The organism is Flavobacterium sp. N502540, assembly GCF_025947365.1.
Lineage (GTDB): Bacteria > Bacteroidota > Bacteroidia > Flavobacteriales > Flavobacteriaceae > Flavobacterium.
Genome location: NZ_CP110012.1, coordinates 4,625,363 through 4,649,049, shown reverse-complemented (window position 1 = coordinate 4,649,049; position 23,687 = coordinate 4,625,363). Strand labels below are relative to the sequence as shown.

The following is a 23,687-nucleotide window of genomic DNA, read 5'->3' as shown; positions in this document are numbered from 1 at the left end:
GCTAAGCGAAAATGCAAGAAAAGCAGTTTCTGTGCGGCTGAGCGAAGTCGAAGCCATTAGGTTTGGAATTTGGAATTTGAGATTCTATACTATATATAAGAGTGGTTTTTTTGTCCAGCTAAGCGAAAATGCAAGAAAAGCAGTTTTGTCCAGCTGAGCGAAGTCGAAGCTTTATCCCGCTATCCGCTGCAATCTTTTGCTTTTTAAAGGAAAAATCAAAAGGATTTCCACTACTATCGGGGCTAGGGCATGGGTTTTCAAAGGAAAGATCGGTCATAAAGCAAAGACTTCGCGCCTTTGCATCTTTGCGAGACTAATAAAATAGGGATGTTTCAAGGGTAGTTGTAGTATTGAATCTAATTTGCTAAAGAAAAACCTTTCAAATACGAAAATAGCTTAATTTGTAAAAGAGGTGTTGTCAAGGTGTTAAGGAAAAGTTTCAAAAAACTTCAAAAATAAGTTTAGAAAAAGCTTGTGAAAGCGGATAAAGTGACTACTTTTGCACCCGCAACAGCGATAAACGTTCGCAGAAATACTGATAAGCAAAACGAATCAAAACGAAAATTTATTTTCAAAAAAGATTAAAAAAAGCTTGTGAGTAAAGAAAGAAAGTTTTAAGTTTGCACCCCGCAAAACAAGGGAAGTTCATTGAAAGATTGGTAAGGAGAGAAGTTAAAAACGAAAAGAAATTTTCTAAAAAAAAACTTCAAAAAACTCTTGCCGATTAGAAATAAGTTTTCTACTTTTGCACCCGCTTTGAGAAACAAGCGAGATTAAGAAAAAAGAATACGTTCGTAGACATATTGAATTGACAGCCGTTTCGATGAAAATCGGAACAAAAGAATAAGAGTAATGGAATCGTAAGATTCGAAAAGAACCGATAGATATTCATCGCAATATAATATAAAAAATATACGATGAAGAGTTTGATCCTGGCTCAGGATGAACGCTAGCGGCAGGCTTAACACATGCAAGTCGAGGGGTATATGTCTTCGGATATAGAGACCGGCGCACGGGTGCGTAACGCGTATGCAATCTACCTTTTACAGAGGGATAGCCCAGAGAAATTTGGATTAATACCTCATAGTATAGTGACTCGGCATCGAGATACTATTAAAGTCACAACGGTAAAAGATGAGCATGCGTCCCATTAGCTAGTTGGTAAGGTAACGGCTTACCAAGGCTACGATGGGTAGGGGTCCTGAGAGGGAGATCCCCCACACTGGTACTGAGACACGGACCAGACTCCTACGGGAGGCAGCAGTGAGGAATATTGGACAATGGGCGCAAGCCTGATCCAGCCATGCCGCGTGCAGGATGACGGTCCTATGGATTGTAAACTGCTTTTGTACGAGAAGAAACACTCCTTCGTGAAGGAGCTTGACGGTATCGTAAGAATAAGGATCGGCTAACTCCGTGCCAGCAGCCGCGGTAATACGGAGGATCCAAGCGTTATCCGGAATCATTGGGTTTAAAGGGTCCGTAGGCGGTTTAGTAAGTCAGTGGTGAAAGCCCATCGCTCAACGGTGGAACGGCCATTGATACTGCTAAACTTGAATTATTAGGAAGTAACTAGAATATGTAGTGTAGCGGTGAAATGCTTAGAGATTACATGGAATACCAATTGCGAAGGCAGGTTACTACTAATGGATTGACGCTGATGGACGAAAGCGTGGGTAGCGAACAGGATTAGATACCCTGGTAGTCCACGCCGTAAACGATGGATACTAGCTGTTGGGCGCAAGTTCAGTGGCTAAGCGAAAGTGATAAGTATCCCACCTGGGGAGTACGTTCGCAAGAATGAAACTCAAAGGAATTGACGGGGGCCCGCACAAGCGGTGGAGCATGTGGTTTAATTCGATGATACGCGAGGAACCTTACCAAGGCTTAAATGTAGTTTGACCGGTTTGGAAACAGATCTTTCGCAAGACAAATTACAAGGTGCTGCATGGTTGTCGTCAGCTCGTGCCGTGAGGTGTCAGGTTAAGTCCTATAACGAGCGCAACCCCTGTTGTTAGTTGCCAGCGAGTCAAGTCGGGAACTCTAACAAGACTGCCAGTGCAAACTGTGAGGAAGGTGGGGATGACGTCAAATCATCACGGCCCTTACGCCTTGGGCTACACACGTGCTACAATGGCCGGTACAGAGAGCAGCCACTGGGCGACCAGGAGCGAATCTATAAAACCGGTCACAGTTCGGATCGGAGTCTGCAACTCGACTCCGTGAAGCTGGAATCGCTAGTAATCGGATATCAGCCATGATCCGGTGAATACGTTCCCGGGCCTTGTACACACCGCCCGTCAAGCCATGGAAGCTGGGGGTGCCTGAAGTCGGTGACCGCAAGGAGCTGCCTAGGGTAAAACTGGTAACTAGGGCTAAGTCGTAACAAGGTAGCCGTACCGGAAGGTGCGGCTGGAACACCTCCTTTCTAGAGCCTTACTGTTAGCCTAGTGCACGTTAAGGAAAAAAGATGACTATTTATGGGTCTCTGAATTGGAGATTGTATTACTCTTGCTGTTAATTTAAAAAAATGAAAGAATTAAGTAAAAACAGAGTCTCGTAGCTCAGCTGGTTAGAGTACTACACTGATAATGTAGGGGTCGGCAGTTCGAGTCTGCCCGGGACTACTTTTTTAGAGTTTTGAATTATGAGTTATAAATTATAAGTTATAAAAAGAAAGATCAACTAAGAAAGACTGAAAGCTTAATTTACAAGGAAATTTTAGAGGTTGAGAGCTTATGAGCATAACTCATAACTAATAACTCATCACTAAAGAAATGGGGGATTAGCTCAGCTGGCTAGAGCGCCTGCCTTGCACGCAGGAGGTCAACGGTTCGACTCCGTTATTCTCCACTGGTTAATTAGATAATTAGCCAATTAGAATATGAGATAATTAATTATCAAATTGACTAATTACTGTATTATCTAATTGATAAAAGTTCATTGACATATTGAGATAAGAAAATAATAAGAAAGTAGAAAGCGTTTTTTATTAGCAATAATAAAAGACAAAAAAAACGGTCTTGTTTTAAGAAACAAGATTGGTACAATAAGCAAAATAAGGGCGTATGGGGGATGCCTAGGCTCTCAGAGGCGAAGAAGGACGTGATAAGCTGCGAAAAGCTACGGGGACGAGCACACATCGATTGATCCGTAGATATCCGAATGGGGCAACCCACTATGTTGAAGACATAGTACACCGATAGGTGGGCAAACCCGCTGAACTGAAACATCTAAGTAGGCGGAGGAGAAGAAAACAAAAGTGATTCCGTAAGTAGTGGCGAGCGAACGCGGATTAGCCCAAACCAATGATGTTACGGCATTGTTGGGGTTGTAGGACCACGATATTTTATGTACAAGGAACCGGAATCGACTGGAAAGTCGAGCCACAGAGAGTGATAGCCTCGTATGGGTAACAAGTATAATAGATAGTGGTATCCTGAGTAGGGCGGGGCACGTGAAACCCTGTCTGAATTTGGCGGGACCATCCGCTAAGGCTAAATACTCCTGAGAGACCGATAGTGAACCAGTACCGTGAGGGAAAGGTGAAAAGAACCGTGAATAACGGAGTGAAATAGATCCTGAAACCATACGCTTACAAGCGGTCGGAGCCCTTAAGTGGGGTGACGGCGTGCCTTTTGCATAATGAGCCTACGAGTTAACGTTGCTGGCAAGGTTAAGTGATTAAGTCACGGATCCGTAGCGAAAGCGAGTCTGAATAGGGCGCTTTAGTCAGTAGTGTTAGACGCGAAACCGTGTGATCTACCCATGGGCAGGATGAAGCGCTGGTAACACAGTGTGGAGGTCCGAACCGGTTGACGTTGAAAAGTCTTCGGATGACCTGTGGGTAGGGGTGAAAGGCCAATCAAACTCGGAAATAGCTCGTACTCCCCGAAATGCATTTAGGTGCAGCGTTATTTTAGTTATATAGAGGTAGAGCTACTGATTGGATGCGGGGGCTTCACCGCCTACCAATTCCTGACAAACTCCGAATGCTATATAATGATTGATAACAGTGAGGGCTTGGGTGCTAAGGTCCAAGTCCGAGAGGGAAAGAACCCAGACCATCAGCTAAGGTCCCCAAATATATGCTAAGTTGAAAGAACGAGGTTTGTCTGCCCAGACAGCTAGGATGTTGGCTTGGAAGCAGCCATTCATTTAAAGAGTGCGTAACAGCTCACTAGTCGAGCGGACGAGCATGGATAATAATCGGGCATAAGCATATTACCGAAGCTATGGATTTTGTAGTAATACAAAGTGGTAGGGGAGCATTCCAGCAGGGTTGAAGGTGTATCGTAAGGTATGCTGGACTGGCTGGAAAAGAAAATGTAGGCATAAGTAACGATAATGCGGGCGAGAAACCCGCACACCGAAAAACTAAGGTTTCCACAGCTATGCTAATCAGCTGTGGGTTAGTCTGGTCCTAAGGCGAACCCGAAAGGGACAGTCGATGGCCAACGGGTTAATATTCCCGTACTACTAATTACTGTGATGGGGTGACGGAGTGATGAAAGCGCCGCGAACTGACGGAATAGTTCGTTGAAGTACCTAGCTATATTCTCTATAGGCAAATCCGTAGAGAATGGTGAAATACGATAGTACTCGGAGTCTTCGGACAAAGAGATAGTGCGCCTAAGGGCTTCCAAGAAAAACCTCTAAACTTCAGGTAATTAGTACCAGTACCGTAAACCGACACAGGTAGTTGAGGAGAGAATCCTAAGGTGCTCGAGAGATTCATGGCTAAGGAATTAGGCAAAATAGACCTGTAACTTCGGGAGAAAGGTCGCCAGCGCAAGCTGGCCGCAGTGAAGAGGTCCAGGCGACTGTTTATCAAAAACACAGGGCTCTGCAAAATCGTAAGATGAAGTATAGGGCCTGACACCTGCCCGGTGCTGGAAGGTTAAGAGGAGATGTTATCTTCGGAGAAGCATTGAATTGAAGCCCCAGTAAACGGCGGCCGTAACTATAACGGTCCTAAGGTAGCGAAATTCCTTGTCGGGTAAGTTCCGACCTGCACGAATGGTGTAACGATCTGGACACTGTCTCAGCCATGAGCTCGGTGAAATTGTAGTAACGGTGAAGATGCCGTTTACCCGCAGTGGGACGAAAAGACCCTGTGCACCTTTACTATAGCTTAGTATTGACCTTGGATAAATGATGTGTAGGATAGGTTGGAGACTTTGAAGTGGCGTCGCCAGGCGTTGTGGAGTCATTGTTGAAATACAACCCTTTGTTTATCTGAGGCCTAACTCTTCGATGAAGAGGACAGTGCTTGGTGGGTAGTTTGACTGGGGTGGTCGCCTCCAAAAGAGTAACGGAGGCTTCTAAAGGTTCCCTCAGTACGCTTGGTAACCGTGCGTAGAGTGCAATGGCATAAGGGAGCTTGACTGAGAGACATACAGGTCGATCAGGTACGAAAGTAGAGCATAGTGATCCGGTGGTTCCGCATGGAAGGGCCATCGCTCAAAGGATAAAAGGTACGCCGGGGATAACAGGCTGATCTCCCCCAAGAGCTCATATCGACGGGGGGGTTTGGCACCTCGATGTCGGCTCGTCACATCCTGGGGCTGGAGAAGGTCCCAAGGGTTGGGCTGTTCGCCCATTAAAGTGGCACGCGAGCTGGGTTCAGAACGTCGTGAGACAGTTCGGTCTCTATCTACTGTGGGCGTTAGAAATTTGAGTGGATCTGATTCTAGTACGAGAGGACCGAATTGGACAAACCTCTAGTGTATCTGTTGTCCCGCCAGGGGCACCGCAGAGTAGCTACGTTTGGAAGGGATAAGCGCTGAAAGCATATAAGCGCGAAACCCACCACAAGATGAGATTTCTTTTAAGGATCGTGGAAGATGACCACGTTGATAGGCTATAGATGTAAAGGCAGTAATGTCATAGTCGAGTAGTACTAATAATCCGTAAGCTTATGTACACCCTTTTCCCTCTCGTCCCAGACGAGAGGGAGGAAACTTTCTTAACAAAAAAACTTATTTGTTTCTTTATCTCAGTATGTTAAAATATTAGCTCGACGCGAGCAGTCTTTAAGTCGAAAGATTAAAGTCATAAAGTTGAAAGACTTTAAAACTTTAAGACTTGTGACTTTAGACTAAAAACCTTAAGGTGGTTATTGCGGCGGGGCTCACCTCTTCCCATCCCGAACAGAGAAGTTAAGCCCGCCTGCGCAGATGGTACTGCAGTTATGTGGGAGAGTATGTCGTCGCCTTTCTTTTAAGAACCCTATCCAATTCGGATAGGGTTTTTTGTTTTATAACGTTTTTAAATCCTTGCGGGCTTTGCGTAAACCTTCGCGGACTTTGCGGTTAAAAAAAAATGCACGCGGATGATACAGATTCGCCAGACGAAAACGCGGATCAGAACGGATTTTTTTTGATTTACAGGAGTGAAAATTGCTTTTGCCCTTTCAGGGCGATGTTTGCTGTTTATTTTGGTCCATAGTGCTTTGCACCATGCTTTTTGCTTTTGGGCTTTCAGCCTTTTTTCCTTGCGGGCTTTGCGTATACCTTTGCGGACTTTGCGGTTAGAAAATAGCTCAAGGATGATTGGTCCTTTTTTTCTTTAAATATTCTTTTTATTGCACGCTGCGTTAGGGATGGAAGCGGTATCCTTTTGCGATGACCGTTCACTTAAAAATTCCCTGAAACTTCTATCGCAAAAGATTTAGCGGACAGCCCGACCCGAAGGGGAACGCCATAACTATCTTTACTATATTTTTGCTGAGTAGGTATTAATTTAAAAATTTGTAAGTAATTATTTTTTCGACGGGTTAAAATCAAAGATTGTAATTTCAGATAAAAATCATATTTTTACTTTAGTGTTTAATCTATCTAAAAATCGGAATACGATGAAAAATGTCTTTTATAAAGAAGATTGTGATGAGTTTGTAAAACGTATCAATTTGCTTCAATCAGATTCGAAAGGGCTCTGGGGTAAAATGGATGTGGCTCAAATGCTGGCACACTGCAATGTTTCCTATGAGATGGTGTACGATGATATTCATCCAAAACCAGGTTTCTTTTTGAAGTTTATTTTAAAGACATTGGTTAAAAATAAGGTGGTAAGTGAGACACCGTATAAACATAATAATCCGACGGCATCTCAATTTATTATAAATGGCACTCGCGATTTTAATCTTGAAAGAGAAAGGCTGATTGCTTACATTAATAAAACGCAATTGTTGGGTGAAAAAGATTTCGACGGTAAAGAATCGCATTCTTTTGGCAGATTAACTGCGAGAGAATGGAGTAATATGTTTGCTAAACATCTGGAGCATCATCTGAGTCAATTTGGGGTTTAATTTTATGCTTTGCTTATGAGAATGTTCTGTATTGTAAGTTCGTTATTTTTGGGATTAGCTGTAAACGCACAACAGCAGGAAGTCCAGAAGAGTATTGAAACCTTTTTTGAAGGTTTTCACCAAAGAGATACCGTAAGAATGAAATCTGTTTGTGCGGATGAGATAGTCCTGCAATCTATTAATGAGAGTTTGGTTAAAGGAAACAAACTTACAGAGGAGAATGCTGGTAAATTCTATAAATCAATTGCTACAATCCCATCTAATATTGAATTTTCTGAAAAGATTTTAAGCTACAATATTCAAATTGACGGTACAATAGCACATGTTTGGGCGCCTTATCAGTTTTATGTAAACGATAAACTGAGTCACTCGGGAGTAAATACCTTTACTTTGTTTAAAGAAAAAGACAATTGGAAAATTATCTATCTGATTGATACCCGAAGAAAATAATGCTTTTATGCAATTTCAGTTGCAAAGTAATGACAGGAGTCTGCAATTGTGCACTCATCGCATTTGGGTTTGGGTCTGCAGGTTTCCCTTCCTAAAAAAGAAATTGCCATGCCAATTTCAGACCAAATGTTTTTAGGCAAAACCTGCATTAGGTCTTTTTCTGTTTTAATTCCATCTTTGCTCTCTTTGATAATACCAATTCTTGGTGCTACGCGTATGACGTGTAAATCGGCAATAATTCCTTCTGCTGCTTGATGAGTTTCTCGTAAAATTACATTGGCTGATTTTCTTCCAATACCTTTTAAAGCTGTTAGTTCTTTCATGGTTAATGGAATGTCTTCATCATTTTGAACCGTTTTTGCAATTTCCAGAAGCCATTGCGCTTTTGTGGGATAATTACGGACTTTACTTATATAAGGAATGAAAGTTTCTGCATCGGTTTGAGAAAGACTTTTTAGTGTGGGATATTTTTCAAATAGTGCCGGTGCAATTTTATTGATGTTGGCATCAGAATCCTGAGCAGACAGAACAACCATTACTAACAATTGATAAGTATTTTGATAGTCTAAAGGATGTTTTCTTCCTTTATATTTACTTAGGATGGGTTCCAGTTTTGTTTCCCAATTTGTTGTTTCTCCAAATAAGTCCATCTTTAGTTTCTTTAGAATTGAACAATAGAAAGTATAACTGTCACAAAATTAAGGGGTTTTGATGAAATCTATCGTTTTTTTAATGACATTTTGATTGCCTAGAATTTTTCGGTGTCCCAAACCTTCTGTTAGATATAAAGTTCCATTTTCCAGTTGTTTATGAATGTGGATTCCTGCTTTTACGGAAACTTCGGGATCATCATGATCATGAATTACAAGAACAGGTAGTTTAACTTTTTGAGCTGCTTTATAAGCTGAAAAATCATCCATTTTTACCTGATATTTCTTTTCAAAATGATCGCGTAAACGTTCGCTGATTTCTGGTTTTAGCTCTAGTTTGGCTACAAAATCATTCAATATGTCCTGTACAATATCGCCACTGCCTATTACTATTGCCTTTTTTACCTTTAATCCGTCTTTAATTGCGTTTAGGACAGACATTCCGCCTAAGGAATGACCGATAGCGAAATCAAAAGGGCCAAATTGTTTTTCAATTTCTATAATCGAAGCAATAAATTCAGACATAATCGTGCTTTTTCCTTCGGATTTTCCATGTGCGGGAGCATCAAAACTTACCGTCGAAAAGCCATTTTTTAAAAGCTCATCGGCTATTTTGAATAATTGGGTTCCTCTTCCGGCCCAACCGTGTACCAGTAAAATTTTGCGATCACTTTTCCCGTATTCATACGTAACGACGCTTTTGTTTATTACGGGAACATAAATGGTTTTTTGAATACTTTTTTGCTCCATATCCAATTCGCGTTTTGGAACTTTATGTTTTACAGGAGTTGTGAAAAGTTTAGCGGCATAACTGGTAACCATTTTTGTCGAAAAAAAGGCACAAATTTTAGCAGATGCAATAATAAACTTGGGAATTTTTAGAGATTTAGTAGGATTATTTTCCTTTTTTGACATATCAATAATTTTTTTCTGGGGGCTGGATTCTGTTTATTTTTTCCTAAATTTAAAAAAAGATAAAAGTAACACATTAATAGATGTTTACTGAAAAAAATAATCGGGAAAATAGTATTTAGTACGCATATAAATTTTAAGAATGGAAATATTTCACATCAGTGCAGAGTGTTATCCAATGGCAAAAGTGGGCGGTTTGGCCGATGTGGTTGGCGCATTGCCTAAATATCAGACCAAAGCTGGTCACGACGTTCGTGTTGTAGTCCCTTGTTATGATACAAAATTCAGAAAAGAAAACGATTTTGAATGTGTTCATTGGGGAGATGTGAAGTTGGGAAATTTTAATTTTCCGTTTAGTGTTTTAAAAGAAACAACTGATAAATTGGGATATGAGTTGTACCTGATTGAAATTAAAGAATTGTTCGACCGTCCAAATGTTTATGGATATGAGGATGATATTGAAAGATTTGTATCCTTTCAGATTGCAGCATTAGACTGGATTACAGCACGTAATAAAGTTCCTGATGTTTTAAATTGCCACGATCACCACACCGGATTGATTCCGTTTTTAGTTAAATATGCTTACAAATATGAAAGTCTTAGCAATGTGAGATCAGTAATTACAATACACAATGGTCTGTATCAGGGTTGGTTTGGTTTTGATAAGCTGTTTTATTTACCTGAGTTTGATTTGAAACATGTTGGTTTCTTAGAGTGGGACCATTCGATTAACTCATTAGCAGTAGGAATCAAGTGTGCCCATGCTGTGACTACGGTTTCTCCAAGTTATCTCGATGAAATTAATAATGCGGCAAATGGTTTAGAAGCTCTTTTCAAATCTGTTCGACACAAATCAAAGGGGATTTTAAACGGGATTGATTTTGAAGTTTGGGATCCTGCCAAAGACCAAATGATTGACAGTAATTATTCGATAGATACTTTTGAGATCGGAAAACAGCAGAACAAAGAAAAATTGTGTGAGGAGTTTGAACTCGATCCTACAAAACCATTATTCAGTTTTATAGGGCGTCTGTTTGAGGAGAAAGGAGGGGATTTGCTTCCACAGGCTTCGGCACTGGCATTATCCGAGAATTTTGAAAATATTAATATACTGATTCTGGGATCAGGAAATTCGTTGATTGAAGAACAATTGGTTCAATTGCGAAATGATTATAAAGGGAATTACAACGTTTTTATTGGGTATAATGAAGTATTAGCACATTTGATTTACGCAGGAGCAGATTTTATTTTAATGCCTTCGAGGGTTGAACCTTGTGGCTTAAACCAAATGTATGCGCTGCGTTATGGAACGGTTCCGATTGTGAGAAGGACCGGAGGTTTGAGAGATACGGTAATAGATTTTGGAGACGATGGTAACGGAGTGTGTCATGACCAGGCTTCGGTAGGGGATATTTGTTACTCGATCAATCGTGCCGTGAAATTATACGGGGATAAAATTAATTTTAAAAATATTAGAGCGAAAGGAATGGGGACAGATCATTCCTGGGAGCGTGCATGCCAAGAATACATCGAGATATACAATCTAATAATTGAGAAAAATGAAATTTAAGAAGAAGAATGTAGTTGCCATTATTTTAGGAGGAGGACAAGGATCACGCTTGTTCCCATTAACCGAAACCCGATCTAAGCCCGCAGTTCCAATTGGTGGAAAATACCGATTGGTGGATATTCCTATTTCCAATTGTATTAATTCTGATATTTTTAAAATATTTGTCCTGACACAGTTTAACTCGGCGTCTCTAAACGCACATATTAAAAACACTTTTAATTTTAGCATCTTTAGCCAGTCGTTTGTAGATATTCTGGCGGCAGAACAAACTCCTGATAATCCAACCTGGTTTCAGGGAACAGCAGATGCCGTGAGACAATGTATGTCGCATTTTTTGAAACACGAATTTGATCATGCCTTGATTTTATCAGGAGATCAATTGTATCAGATGGATTTTAATGAGATGTTGGAAGCACATATTGCTGCTGACGCTGCGATTTCGATTGCGACATTACCGGTGAATGCTAAAGACGCACCTGAGTTTGGAATTCTTAAAACCAATCATGAGAGTTTTATCGAAGCTTTTATCGAAAAACCCCATGCCTCATTGTTACCCGAATGGGAATCTGATGTAAGTGAACACATGAAGGAGAAGGGTAAAAAATATCTGGCTTCTATGGGAATTTATATTTTCAACCGTGAATTACTCATAGAGCTGATGGCTGATCCGGAAACAAAGGATTTTGGAAAAGAAATTATTCCGCAGGCTGTAGGCAAACATAAAATTCTGAGTTACCAATACGAAGGGTATTGGACAGATATCGGGAATATTGAATCTTTCTTTGAAGCTAATATTGGTTTAACAACCGATATTCCGGAATTTAATTTGTTTGATAACGACAATAAAATTTTTACAAGACCTCGTTTATTGCCACCGTCTAAATTTAGAAATTCTACCATCAATCAATCGTTGATTTCGGAAGGATGTATTATTAACGCTAAAGAAATTAAAAGTTCAGTCATTGGAATTCGTTCCAGAATTGGAGAGGGAACTGTATTGGAGAATTGTTATGTGATGGGGAACGATTTTTATCAGGATCTGGACGAATTAAATCGTGAAGCCGCAATCCATAAAATTCACGTTGGAATTGGTGAAAACTGTTTCATACAAAATGCTCTGATTGATAAGAATGTCAGAATTGGAAATAACGTTCACATTAGTGGCGGAAAACATTTGGATAATTTTACAAATGAATTGTACAGTATCAAAGATGGTATTGTTGTGATTAAAAAAGGAGCTATTCTCTCTGACAATTTTAGAATTGAATAAAATGTTTAGAATTAATTATTGCCTTAAAAACCAAATATGTCTAAAGTAATTACGCATTCTCTCTTTACCGAATTTGATATTAATTTATTCAAAGCAGGAAAGCACTATCAGTTATACGAAAAATTAGGAGCGCATTTAATTGAAGTTGATGGGGTAAAAGGAGTGTATTTTGCCGTGTGGGCTCCAACAGCGCAATCGGTTTCTGTTGTGGGCGATTTTAATTATTGGACACAAGGTGAACATCTTTTACAGGTACGCTGGGATTCTTCGGGTATTTGGGAAGGATTTATTCCGGAGATTTCAAAAGGGGCTTTGTATAAATATAAAATTCAATCGAATATTGACGGAATCGTTACCGAAAAAGCAGACCCTTTTGCTTTATATTGCGAAAAACCACCTCATACCGCTTCTGTGGTCTGGGATTTGGATTATAACTGGAAGGATGAAAAATGGATGCAATTGCGTCAGGAGAATAATGCATTAGACAAACCTCACTCGGTGTACGAAGTGCATTTGGGATCCTGGAAACGCGGAGAACATAATCGCTTTCTAACCTATTTAGAACTGGCAGATGATTTGGTTGCGTATGTAAAGGAAACCGGTTTTACGCATGTAGAATTTATGCCAATTATGGAATATCCTTACGATCCTTCATGGGGATACCAGCTCACAGGATATTTTGCACCGACTTCGCGTTTCGGAAAACCACAGGACTTTATGGTTTTGGTAGATAAATTACACCAGGCCGGTATTGGTGTTATTCTAGACTGGGTGCCGTCGCATTTTCCTGACGATGCACACGGTTTGGGCTTTTTTGACGGATCGCATTTATACGAACATCCGGATCGTAGAAAAGGATATCATCCGGATTGGAAAAGTTTGGTTTTTAATTACGGACGTAATGAAGTTCGCGCTTTCCTCATCAGCAATGCCGTTTTCTGGTTGAAGCATTACCATGCCGATGGTTTGCGTGTGGATGCCGTAGCGTCTATGTTGTATCTCGATTATTCGAGAAACGAAGGGGAGTGGGAACCGAATATTTACGGAGGAAGAGAAAATTTAGATACGATAAGTTTTCTTAAAGAATTCAATGAAGTAATCTATGCTAATTTTGATGGAGTTCAAACTATTGCTGAAGAAAGTACTTCGTTTCCAATGGTTTCCAGACCAACTTTTACAGGAGGTTTGGGCTTCGGAATGAAATGGATGATGGGCTGGATGCACGATACTTTAAAATACTTTCAGAAAGAAACCGTTTACCGAAAATACCATCAGAACGAGTTGACTTTTTCGATGACTTATGCTTTTACGGAGAATTTTATGCTGCCGTTTTCGCATGACGAAGTGGTGTATGGAAAAAAATCGATTGCCAATAAAATGCCGGGTGACGAATGGCAGAAATTTGCCAATTTAAGATTGCTGTACGGTTATATGTTCACACATCCGGGAGCTAAGTTATTGTTTATGGGATCTGAATTCGGGCAAAGCGATGAATGGAATTTTGAGAAAAGTCTGGATTGGCATTTACTGCAATACGATTACCATTTCGGAATTAAAAAAGTAATTACAGATTTGAATCAATTATACAAAATTCGTCCTGCATTGTATGAAAAACAATTTTCGGGAGAAGGTTTTGAGTGGATCAATTATTCAGACCATCAGAATGCGGTTTTATCGTACATTCGAAAAGGAAACAATCCAAAAGAAAATCTAATTATCGTTGGCAATTTTACACAACTAGTCCGCGAAAATTACAGAATAGGAATTTCGGAAAAGGGTAAGCTGCAGGAAATTTTTAATAGTGACGCTGTTATTTATGGAGGAAGCGGTGTAGGAAATCCTCAGGCATTAACAATAGAGTCATCGCCTTATGACGGGAGAGATTATTCGGTAGCTTTAAATTTACCGCCTTTAAGTATAACCGTTTATTCATTTGTATAAATAGAAGATTTTTTGCGCTGGTGCCATTTTATCAGTTTCACGTTCTTAAATTATCGATTTGTTGAATTTTTAAGAGGATAATTAATACTCATTCAGAAAAAACGTTTTCGTGAATAATCCTTTTATTTATAGAGGGTTATCTGGTTTTTTTGTATGTTTGAAAGGGAGACTAACGTTATATAATTAATACAGAAATCGACATGATTACAAATACAGCATTAGAATACAAGGGCGATTTATATCCATCAAAAATTATCTCGCATCAACATGAAGGAGATTCTGTTTTTTTTCATACCGACAATAAAGTAATCTTAAAAGTCACTATTCTTAGAGACAGTTTGATTCGTTTTCGTTTTACCACAAAAGGGTATTTTAGTAATGATTTTTCGTATGCCGTTGATAAAACACAGCTTCACGGTTATAATTTTTTAGAACTTACAGAAGAAGAAGCCTATTTTCAAATCACGACCAGTAAAGTAAAATGTAAAATTCAAAAAAGAGATTTGCGTCTTGCTATTTACGATTTAAACGATTTTCTTATTCTGGAAGATGAACTTGGTTTTCATTGGGAAGAAAGTTACGAATACGGGGGAAATATCGTAAAAATGAGTAAATCTTCTAAAGATGGAGAATGTTTTTACGGTCTGGGAGACAAAGCAACGCAGATGAATCTAAAAGGCAAGAGACTTGAAAATTTTGCCACTGATCAATATGCTTACCAAAAAGAACAGGATCCGTTATACAAAGTGGTTCCGTTTTATATTGGTTTGCACAACAAAGTATCGTATGGAATCTTTTTCGACAATACTTTCAGAACCTTTTTTGATTTTTGTCAGGAAAGAAGAAACGTTACCAGTTTTTGGGCAGAAGGAGGAGAGATGAATTATTATTTCATCTACGGTCCGCAAATGCAGGATGTAGTAACCACTTATACCGATTTGACCGGAAAACCGGAACTGCCGCCACTTTGGGTTTTAGGATACCATCAATGCAAATGGAGTTATTATCCTGAAAGTAAAGTAAAAGAAATCACCTCAAAATTCAGAGAACTCAAAATTCCGTGTGACGCCATCTATCTCGATATTGATTATATGGAAGGATTTCGATGTTTTACCTGGAACAAAAACTATTTTCCCGATCCTAAAAAAATGGTAGCCGAATTGGCCGAAGACGGTTTTAAAACAGTAGTTATCATAGATCCGGGAATCAAAATAGACAAAGATTACTGGGTGTATCAGGAAGCCTTAGAAAAAGATTACTTCTGCAAAAGAGCCGATGGGCCTTATATGAAAGGGAAAGTCTGGCCAGGCGAATGTAATTTTCCCGATTATACAAATCCCGTTGTAAGAGAATGGTGGGCTGGATTATTTAAAGAATTAATTTCAGATATTGGTGTTAAAGGAGTTTGGAACGATATGAACGAACCCGCTGTAATGGAAGTTCCCAACAAAACATTTCCCACAGATGTACGTCACGTATACGACGGAAATCCATGCAGCCATCGAAAAGCACACAATATTTACGGCACACAAATGGCCAGAGCCACTTATCATGGGGTAAAACGTTTTGTCTATCCTAAGCGCCCCTTTGTGATTACCAGGTCGGCCTACTCCGGGGCACAGCGTTATACCTCTTCCTGGACAGGTGACAATGTCGCTACCTGGGAGCATTTATGGATTGCCAATATTCAGGTACAAAGAATGAGCATATCCGGAATGGGATTTACAGGTTCTGATATTGGAGGTTTTGCCGAACAGCCTACCGGAGAATTGTATGCCCGCTGGATTCAGTTAGGCGTATTTCACCCGTTTTGCAGAACGCATTCTTCCGGAGATCATGGCAATCAGGAGCCCTGGGCATTTGATGAAGAAGTCATCAATATTACCCGTAAGTTTGTCAGTCTGCGCTATCAGTTACTCCCTTATTTATACACCATGTTCTGGCAGTATATTGAAGAAGGAGTTCCGATGTTAAAACCATTAGTATATTACGATCAGGAAGATACCCAAACCCATTATCGTAATGATGAATTCATCTTTGGGAATCAAATTTTAGTATGTCCGATACTCGAACCAAACGCTGTCGGCAGACGAATGTACATTCCAAGAGGAGAGTGGTACAATTACTGGACCAATGAATTCGCAACAGGAGGCAGAGAAGTTTGGATTGATACTAAATTTGATGAAATTCCGGTTTTTGTAAAAGCAGGAGCTGTTATTCCGAAATATCCCGTACAGCAATATGTTGGCGAACTCGAATTTGATGAACTAACACTCGATTTGTACTTCAAACTCGGAAAAGAAAAGTCAGTCGTTTACGAAGATGCACAGGACGGATACGATTACAAAAAAGGACGTTACAGCTTTTTATCTTTCAGTACTATTGGAAAAGAGAAAGAGCTTATCGTTCAGTTGCACAAAGAAGGAAAGTATGATACACCGTACAGTAAGTATAAAATCAATTTAATCGGACTGCCTTTTAAAGTGGCTGAAATTGAAATCGATAATGAGAAAATAGCATTTGACAAGGAAGGTTTTGAACTTAATCATTTTTTAATCGTCGATAAAGAGTTTAACGAACTTCATATCATTGGCGAATAGTGTAATCCTGATATTTTTTTTGATAATTATATAAAAGTGGGAAAATTAATAATCGTATTTTTGTATGTTGTTATAATACCACCATCATGAGAAAACATTTAGCATCAGGCTTACTTGCCGTTGTTTTAGCGGCCGGTTGTGCGACCAATCCGATTACAGGAAAACAAAACTTGAATTTTGTTTCAAACAGTGAATTATTTCCATCTTCGTTTCAGCAATACAATACGTTCATATCCGAAAACAAGGTAATTACGGGAACTGCAGATGCGAAAAAAGTAGAATTGGTAGGAGGAAGAATTAAGGCAGCAGCCGAAAAATATTTGATTTACCTGGGACAATCGCAGTATTTGAAAGATTATCGTTGGGAGTACAAACTCGTAGACAATAAAGAGGTGAATGCCTGGTGTATGCCTGGAGGAAAAATTGTGGTATACTCGGGAATTTTACCGATCACACAAAATGATTCCGGTTTAGCTACCGTTATGGGACATGAGGTTTCACACGCTTTAGCAAATCATGGCGCACAAAGAATGAGTGCTGCACAGTTACAGCAAATAGGAAGCGTTGCTTTAGGAGCAGCCACAAGCGGTAAAACCCAGCAAACACAGGAAATATTCGCACAGGCTTATGGTTTAGGTACGCAGGTGGGAGTAATGTTGCCGTTCAGTCGAAGCAATGAAACTGAGGCAGATAAAATTGGTCTGACATTAATGGCCATTGCAGGTTATAATCCGGATGACGCTATTTCGTTCTGGAGCAGGATGTCAGCCAAATCCGGAGGATCGGGAACACCGGAGTTTATGAGTACACACCCTTCTGATGCTTCAAGGATTGCCAATATAAGAGCTTTAATACCCGAAGCAAGAGCAACGGCACTTAAAGTGGGAATTATTAAATAATTTATTTTAAATATTAAATGAAAACTGTTTTACTAAATAAGTATAACAGTTTTTTTTTGTCTTTATATATTGATAAGACCTTTTCTTTTTAATTTTTTTGTTTTAAGCATTTTAATGTGTAGGAAAATATTTATATTTGAAAAAGAATAATTTAATAATGACTAATCATAGGTTTAAAAAGAGATACAATCTTAATTCACATTTTATAGATAAAAATGTATTAGTCTGGTACGGCTGACCATTTGATGAAGTTTATTGAATTTTAATTTTATGTGAAATCTAGAATTATAAAATTTTATAAAGATGAAAGGGAAAATTAGTTTATGGAGCGCTATGGCATTATTTTTTATTAACGTAAGTGTAAGTTCTGCTCAAGGGTTTGACTTTAGAGATCTAAAAGCCAAAGATTATATGGAAGATTTGGCCTTACTAAAAGAAATTATCGAGAAGCAACACCCGGATCCGTTTAAATTTATTACAAAGGAGCAGTGGGAGAATCATTTTAAAAAAAGTTACAAAGAGCTGGATAAAGAACCTACCTATTTAAAATTTTTGAACTGTATACCCAAGATTAAAGATGGTCATTTTTCAATATATGCCAGGGATGAATTTCTTGATGAATACATGAAAGAAAAGTATACCTATTTCCCTGTTTCTGTTATTATACTTGAGAATAGAATGTTTGTAAATACTAAAAATTCTAAAATCCCTTTTTTAAGTGAAATTACCGAAATCAATAAGCGACCGATATCTGATATAATTAATGAAATTGCTGGGCATGTCCAAGGGGAAGGAAATATTAAATCAAGTGTTGAAGACTTTATTACAAATGATTTTTCTGTAAGTTATTCGGTTTATATTAATTCTGGAGTGAATAGTTTTGAAGTTAGATTTAAAAATTCATTGTCCGGTAACACTGTTGTGAATCTGGAAGCAATTGATTATTATGAGTTATATTCAGAGAGGGAAAAGAAAATAGCTCCATTAAACAAATTGGAGCTTAGTTCAAGTATAGATTACAGATTTTATAAGCAAAAATCAACAGGAAAACTGACAATCAATACTTTTGACATCTCTGAGGCTGAAGCATATCAGAAGTTTAAAGATTTTTTTACTAAAATTAAAGAGTATGGTTATGAAAATGTGATAATAGATGTAAGAACTAATAGAGGAGGTAATCCTCAAATAGCGGCAGTTTTGTATTCATTTATTGCCAGTGGAAATTTTAGAAATGAATTTAACTACAAAGCAAAGGCTATAAAATTTGTGCATCCTGAATTTTTAGTCAATGATAATGGTGTTCAGGTTCCTGAAAGTGAAGTTAAAAGCTATGAAAATTTTATTTACCAAAGATTTGACTTAAAAGACGAAATGTACATTGGAAACCAAAGAGCGAATGCTGAAATAACAGAAGATTTTCCTGCTGATAAAGGGGCTTTTAGTGGAAAAGTGTATGTCCTGACAAGTGGAAATACGTATTCTGCATCTGTCTATTTTGCCAAGTTAATAGTAGAAAACAAAAGAGGAATTATTGTAGGGAAAGAAACGGGAGGAAGTGATGGTAATACCTTTGCTGGGTACTTTTTAAATTATAAGTTGCCCAAAACAAAATCGACAATGAGGTTCTCTTTCACAGAACTGTTTTTTGGGAAAAATTTTCAAAAGGTTGATACAGGAGTGCTACCGGATAAAAAACTTCTTTTAGAGGAAAGATTATCGTATTTATCCCAGGAAAAAGATCCTGAGGTTGCTTATATTTTTGAGAAGTTAATAGATCAATAAAAAGAATGAATATGTATTGTTAAAAACAAAAGAGATGTTCTTAATGCTATAATAATAGGTTCTTAATAAAAAATAAATAAATTCGCAGCTTAATTAACCAACTACTTACTATGAAGAACCTACAAAAAGGAGATAAGAAATTATTGAATGCCTGGGCATTTTACGACTGGGCCAATTCGGTTTATACATTAACGATTGCTTCGGCAGTATTTCCCATATTTTATGAAGCCTTATTTACAGATCGCGACCATTATATTGATGTATTTGGAATGCACCTTAAAAATTCAGCCTTAATTAGTTTTATTACCGCAGCAGCCTTTTTGGTAGTGTCTTTTATCTCTCCTTTATTATCCGGAATTGCCGACTATGTGGGGAATAAAAAAGCTTTCATGAAATTCTTTTGTTATATGGGAGCCTTGTCCTGCATGGGACTGTATTGGTTTGATCTCGATAATATTTATACAGGATTAGCCTTTTATTTCTTAGGATTGCTGGGATATTGGGGAAGTTTGGTTTTTTATAATTCTTACCTGCCGGATATTGCTTTTGAAGAACAGCAGGACAAAATTAGCGCCAAAGGGTATTCTATGGGGTATATTGGTAGTGTATTGTTGCTGATTATCAATTTAGCAATGATTATGAAACCAAAACTTTTTGGTATTACCGGAACCGATGGAGAAGCTGCGATGAAAGCCATGCGTTACTCTTTTATAATGGTTGGAGTCTGGTGGATTCTATTCAGCCAGTATACCTACTATTATCTGCCAAAAGGAAGTAAAGCGAATGGTCAGAAATTAACCAGCTCGGTTGTTTTTAATGGCTTTAAAGAGTTAAAAAAGGTTTGGGCTTTGCTGAAAGATAACATTGCCCTAAGAAGATATTTAAGCGGTTTTTTTGTTTCAAGTATGGCGGTGCAAACGGTAATGCTTGTAGCGACTTATTTTGGAGCGCAGGAAATTGAGTGGGCAACCAAAGAAGATAGTACCATTGGATTAATAAAATGTATTTTGATTATCCAGTTAGTAGCAGTTGTTGGAGCAGTTTTAACCTCAAGAGCATCGGCTAAGTTTGGAAACATTCCAACCTTGATTGTTATCAATAGTATTTGGGCTGTGTTTTGTGCTTTGGCGTACTTTATAGTATTACCGATGCATTTTTATGTGATGGCAACTATAGCTGGATTTGTGATGGGTGGAATTCAGGCATTGTCCCGTTCGACTTATTCAAAATTATTACCGGAAACAGAAGACACTGCTTCTTTCTTTAGTTTTTATGATGTAGCGGAGAAAATCGGAATTGTAATCGGAATGTGTGTTTATGGAATCATCGATCAAATCACCGGAAGTCCGCGTGCCGCAATTGTGATTTTGGCCATCTTCTTCGTTACTGCCATTTTCCTTTTAAGACGAGTACCAAAAAAGGCACTTTAAAAAGCTAGTGTGTAAACACAAGTATAAAAAAATAACACGAATTGCACGAATTGTCACTAATTTGTTTGTGGAGTTAATTTTACAAACATAGTTAACCATTAAAATTTGTGCAAATTCGTGGAATTCGTGTTCAGACTGTAGCTTTAAAAAGCACTTTTACTTCAATATTATTTAGATTTAAGCTGCGCATTGATTTTTACAAGCATTTGCGCAGCATTTTCATTTTTAGGATTTAACTCCAACGATTTTAAATAATTCTCTTTGGCAGGACCTAATTGTCCAATAGCTTCATAAATTTCACCTAAACTGTCAAAAGCATTCGAAGAAGTCGGATATTCTGAACAATTAAGAGCAAAAATCTGAACCGAAAGATCAGTTAGTTTCTTATTAAACAAATTATAACCAAAATTGTTTAGATCGTCTTCAAAATTATAGTCAGGATATTTTAATTTTAATTTTTTAAATTGATTGAGAGCAGTTTCAAAGGTATTCTCACTGAATATTTCGATTAACTGAGTCTGTGGCGTTCTGATTTGTTCCGGACTCAGATGTAAAAATCGCGTGGTACTTGCTGCACGGGTGATCGTTATGGCTTGTAATTTATGGTTGAGTAAGTTAAAATGAATTTCGTTCGGATAATTATCGATTTTGAAAGTATTGTTTCCTAAGTAATACATCTTAGTTTTTTCGGTATCAAAATTCTCTTTTAAAAAGGGGGAGTAAAGATAAAGACTGTTATGCTCTTCAGCTATTTTAGTTGTTCCCATTCGGTCATATCCGTACAGAATCTCAGTATAATATCCTTTTATAGCATTTTTTAATTCTGATGGAATTTTAACAGCACCTCCCTTAATTGGTTTAGACCAGTTTAGTTTTGTGATGACTTCTTTTTCGATGTACGTCATTACGGGAAGTCTGTTAGGTTTGTCACCGTTGGCTAAAACGGCAATTCCGTTACCATTTTTCATGGTAGCAAGCAAATCACCACCGGTTCCGGTATTAGAGCCATCATGCGAGAACCAGTCCAGATTTCCGTATCCAAGACTTCGCTGCCATCCGTAACTCCATCCTCGTGGACCTTTCATTGTAACTATGTTTGTAACCTTTTCAGTCACGGCTTTAGAAATCACCTTTCCTTTACCCGCAAGTGCTTTTTGTAATTCAATCGCAATTAAGGCCAGATCAGTAGGAGTAGACCACAATCCCGAAGGTGCAACTTGTGGCGTGATAGGAATTCCCGTTCGGATTATTTTACCATTACTGTTGTGTACTTTAGCAATATTAGTCAGAAAACCATTTTCATTGGGCTGAATCATAGTTGAATTCTGCAAATGCAAAGGATCAAGAAGTTGCTCTTTGACAATTTGTGCCAATGGTTTTTTGAAATGATCTTCCAGAGCACATTGAATAATTACATAACCGCCACCGCTATATTGCCAGTCAGTCCCAGGTTTGAAAAGAAATTCGATTGGCTTTTTAGATCGGGGTAATAATTTGCCCTGCAGACTTTCTACAATTGTGGGAATGGAATCTCCCTGATAATAATCTTCGAAACCGCCCTGACTTGTTCCGGCTGTATGGGATAAAAGGTGTTTCCAGGTAACGGGTGTTTTTGTGGTAAAGTCGCTTTTAGGTAATTGCCATGATTTTAGATATTGAGAGATAGGGGCATTAAGGTTGATTAGTCCTTTTTCCTCTAAAATTGCACAAACAATAGCGACAAGAGGCTTTGAGATGGAGGCAGTAGAAAAAGCAGTGTTCAAATCAATTTTTTCTCCTGTATCTGCCGCTTTTACACCCCATTGATTCGTCCAGATTACTTTGTAATTTTCAAAAACAGCAACACTCAATCCTTTAAGGTTGTATTTTGACATTATTTCTGCAGTGCCATTTTTTAAGCTGTCCAGAGATTTTATTTTTTCAGAAATAGTTGTTTCCTGAGAAAATGATAAAGTGCAGGAGGTAATCAGAAGTAAAACTAAAAAAGTTCGTTTCATTGGTAGTGATTTTTGATCGCGGTACCGCTTTTAAAGTATAAGCTCAATAATAAAAGAAAAGTAAGCTGTTGTTCTTTGATTTGATGATGGTAATATTCTTTTATTATTGAGCTTTTTATAGAATTAAGCTTTTGAAATACTTCCTGATCCTGAAACTTTTACACTTCGTTTCTCTGGATTTCCGCTGTATCTGACATCACCGGATCCTGAAACTTTTGCGCTTATACTTTCAGTACAGTTTACGCGAACATCTCCTGATCCTGAAATGGTTACTTCGGTGTTTTTTGTTTTAAGATTTGTAGCATCGATATCTCCGGAACCTGATAATATGGTAGAAAAATTAGCAGCATTTCCTTTTAAATTTACATCTCCTGATCCGCTTAAAGTTAATTCAAGATCGTTGGAGTCTAAAGCCAGATTAAAGTTTCCTGAACCGGATAGTTTTGCCAGAAATTTGTCGCTTTTGATCGTGTTTTTTGATTGAACGTCCCCGGAACCGGATAAAGTCAATCCGGATATGGATTCAAAAGGAACCGTTACTTCAATCTTTTTGCCAAGACTTGGGGAGAGATTGACTCCTTTTTCTGTATAAATTTTTAAAACATTGTTTTCTACTTCCACTTTAATGGCAGTCAGTAAATTTTGTTCTCCTTTTACTGTAATTTTTCCTTCTTTCCCTGCTACTAAATCCACATCAAAAAAACCGGAAATTTTTATACCATCATAATCAGAAGTAGTTCTGGTTTCAGAAACGACGTTGCCATTTCCTTTTATCTTTTTATTAGACCATTGAGCATTTGCAATAAAACTAAATAAAAATGCACTGCAAACGAATAATTTAACGGATGTTTTCATTGTTTTGATTGTTTTTAGATTG

General features: G+C 38.3%; 13 protein-coding genes, 2 tRNA genes and 3 rRNA genes. 14 read left to right on the top strand and 4 right to left on the bottom strand.

Annotated features, from left to right (window positions below; genetic code table 11):
* Window positions 1-914 precede the first annotated feature (914 nt).
* The 7 genes from OLM58_RS19440 (at window position 915) to OLM58_RS19410 (ending at window position 7,759) form a co-directional block, all read left to right on the top strand.
* A 16S ribosomal RNA gene (locus OLM58_RS19440) occupies window positions 915-2,428 on the top strand.
* Between the two features lie 125 nt (window positions 2,429-2,553).
* Window positions 2,554-2,627, top strand: a tRNA-Ile gene (locus tag OLM58_RS19435).
* A gap of 152 nt (window positions 2,628-2,779) precedes the next feature.
* Window positions 2,780-2,853 (top strand) — tRNA-Ala (locus OLM58_RS19430).
* Window positions 2,854-3,047: 194 nt separating this feature from the next.
* Window positions 3,048-5,926, top strand: a 23S ribosomal RNA gene (locus tag OLM58_RS19425).
* 184 nt (window positions 5,927-6,110) lie between these two features.
* Window positions 6,111-6,220 (top strand): 5S ribosomal RNA (gene rrf, locus OLM58_RS19420).
* The 16S, 23S and 5S rRNA genes sit together here with 2 tRNA genes alongside, the layout of an rRNA operon.
* 636 nt (window positions 6,221-6,856) lie before the next feature.
* Window positions 6,857-7,309: a DUF1569 domain-containing protein gene (locus tag OLM58_RS19415; RefSeq protein WP_264530233.1), complete on the top strand. Its 453-nt coding sequence runs from the start codon at window positions 6,857-6,859 to the stop codon at window positions 7,307-7,309.
* A 15-nt stretch (window positions 7,310-7,324) separates the two neighbouring features.
* Entirely contained in the window at window positions 7,325-7,759 is a 435-nt protein-coding gene (locus tag OLM58_RS19410; protein ID WP_264530232.1) for a nuclear transport factor 2 family protein, read from the top strand.
* A gap of 5 nt (window positions 7,760-7,764) precedes the next feature.
* Here OLM58_RS19410 and OLM58_RS19405 read toward each other — a convergent pair whose 3' ends face one another.
* Window positions 7,765-8,409, bottom strand: coding sequence for an endonuclease III domain-containing protein (locus OLM58_RS19405; protein ID WP_264530231.1), 645 nt, complete (start codon window positions 8,407-8,409; stop codon window positions 7,765-7,767).
* 48 nt (window positions 8,410-8,457) lie between these two features.
* The gene (locus tag OLM58_RS19400) at window positions 8,458-9,324 is read right to left on the bottom strand and encodes an alpha/beta hydrolase (RefSeq protein WP_264530230.1); all 867 of its coding nucleotides are present in this window, start codon (window positions 9,322-9,324) and stop codon (window positions 8,458-8,460) included.
* A gap of 139 nt (window positions 9,325-9,463) precedes the next feature.
* On the opposite strand from OLM58_RS19400, the gene OLM58_RS19395 reads away from it, so the two are divergent.
* From OLM58_RS19395 to OLM58_RS19365, 7 genes are all read left to right on the top strand, one after another.
* Window positions 9,464-10,891, top strand: coding sequence for a glycogen synthase (locus OLM58_RS19395; protein WP_264530229.1), 1,428 nt, complete (start codon window positions 9,464-9,466; stop codon window positions 10,889-10,891).
* Window positions 10,881-12,161 carry a glucose-1-phosphate adenylyltransferase gene (locus tag OLM58_RS19390; RefSeq protein ID WP_264530228.1) on the top strand — a complete coding sequence of 427 codons (1,281 nt, stop codon included), beginning with the start codon at window positions 10,881-10,883 and terminating at the stop codon, window positions 12,159-12,161. The genes OLM58_RS19395 and OLM58_RS19390 overlap by 11 nt, the downstream gene beginning before the upstream one ends.
* Before the next feature lie 36 nt (window positions 12,162-12,197).
* Window positions 12,198-14,102 (top strand): 1,4-alpha-glucan branching protein GlgB, encoded by a 1,905-nt coding sequence (gene glgB, locus OLM58_RS19385; protein ID WP_264530227.1) that lies wholly within the window; start codon window positions 12,198-12,200, stop codon window positions 14,100-14,102.
* Window positions 14,103-14,302: 200 nt separating this feature from the next.
* Entirely contained in the window at window positions 14,303-16,702 is a 2,400-nt protein-coding gene (locus tag OLM58_RS19380; RefSeq protein WP_264530226.1) for a glycoside hydrolase family 31 protein, read from the top strand.
* Between the two features lie 86 nt (window positions 16,703-16,788).
* Window positions 16,789-17,601 (top strand): M48 family metallopeptidase, encoded by an 813-nt coding sequence (locus OLM58_RS19375; RefSeq protein ID WP_264530225.1) that lies wholly within the window; start codon window positions 16,789-16,791, stop codon window positions 17,599-17,601.
* Window positions 17,602-17,904: 303 nt separating this feature from the next.
* The gene (locus OLM58_RS19370) at window positions 17,905-19,383 is read left to right on the top strand and encodes a S41 family peptidase (protein ID WP_264530224.1); all 1,479 of its coding nucleotides are present in this window, start codon (window positions 17,905-17,907) and stop codon (window positions 19,381-19,383) included.
* A 110-nt stretch (window positions 19,384-19,493) separates the two neighbouring features.
* The gene (locus OLM58_RS19365) at window positions 19,494-20,813 is read left to right on the top strand and encodes an MFS transporter (protein WP_264530223.1); all 1,320 of its coding nucleotides are present in this window, start codon (window positions 19,494-19,496) and stop codon (window positions 20,811-20,813) included.
* A 167-nt stretch (window positions 20,814-20,980) separates the two neighbouring features.
* Here OLM58_RS19365 and OLM58_RS19360 read toward each other — a convergent pair whose 3' ends face one another.
* Together OLM58_RS19360 and OLM58_RS19355 are read right to left on the bottom strand one after the other, a co-directional pair.
* The gene (locus OLM58_RS19360; RefSeq protein WP_264530222.1) at window positions 20,981-22,810 is read right to left on the bottom strand and encodes a serine hydrolase; all 1,830 of its coding nucleotides are present in this window, start codon (window positions 22,808-22,810) and stop codon (window positions 20,981-20,983) included.
* A 123-nt stretch (window positions 22,811-22,933) separates the two neighbouring features.
* Window positions 22,934-23,665 carry a head GIN domain-containing protein gene (locus OLM58_RS19355; protein WP_264530221.1) on the bottom strand — a complete coding sequence of 244 codons (732 nt, stop codon included), beginning with the start codon at window positions 23,663-23,665 and terminating at the stop codon, window positions 22,934-22,936.
* Window positions 23,666-23,687 lie beyond the last annotated feature (22 nt).

Excerpts from the sequence above, each read along its gene's own strand:
- OLM58_RS19415 (WP_264530233.1), top strand. The coding sequence starts at position 6,857 with ATGAAAAATGTCTTTTATAAAGAAGATTGTGATGAGTTTGTAAAACGT.
- OLM58_RS19410 (WP_264530232.1), top strand. The coding sequence starts at position 7,325 with ATGAGAATGTTCTGTATTGTAAGTTCGTTATTTTTGGGATTAGCTGTA.
- OLM58_RS19405 (WP_264530231.1), bottom strand. The coding sequence starts at position 8,409 with ATGGACTTATTTGGAGAAACAACAAATTGGGAAACAAAACTGGAACCC.
- OLM58_RS19400 (WP_264530230.1), bottom strand. The coding sequence starts at position 9,324 with ATGTCAAAAAAGGAAAATAATCCTACTAAATCTCTAAAAATTCCCAAG.
- OLM58_RS19395 (WP_264530229.1), top strand. The coding sequence starts at position 9,464 with ATGGAAATATTTCACATCAGTGCAGAGTGTTATCCAATGGCAAAAGTG.
- OLM58_RS19390 (WP_264530228.1), top strand. The coding sequence starts at position 10,881 with ATGAAATTTAAGAAGAAGAATGTAGTTGCCATTATTTTAGGAGGAGGA.
- glgB (WP_264530227.1), top strand. The coding sequence starts at position 12,198 with ATGTCTAAAGTAATTACGCATTCTCTCTTTACCGAATTTGATATTAAT.
- OLM58_RS19380 (WP_264530226.1), top strand. The coding sequence starts at position 14,303 with ATGATTACAAATACAGCATTAGAATACAAGGGCGATTTATATCCATCA.
- OLM58_RS19375 (WP_264530225.1), top strand. The coding sequence starts at position 16,789 with ATGAGAAAACATTTAGCATCAGGCTTACTTGCCGTTGTTTTAGCGGCC.
- OLM58_RS19370 (WP_264530224.1), top strand. The coding sequence starts at position 17,905 with ATGAAAGGGAAAATTAGTTTATGGAGCGCTATGGCATTATTTTTTATT.
- OLM58_RS19365 (WP_264530223.1), top strand. The coding sequence starts at position 19,494 with ATGAAGAACCTACAAAAAGGAGATAAGAAATTATTGAATGCCTGGGCA.
- OLM58_RS19360 (WP_264530222.1), bottom strand. The coding sequence starts at position 22,810 with ATGAAACGAACTTTTTTAGTTTTACTTCTGATTACCTCCTGCACTTTA.
- OLM58_RS19355 (WP_264530221.1), bottom strand. The coding sequence starts at position 23,665 with ATGAAAACATCCGTTAAATTATTCGTTTGCAGTGCATTTTTATTTAGT.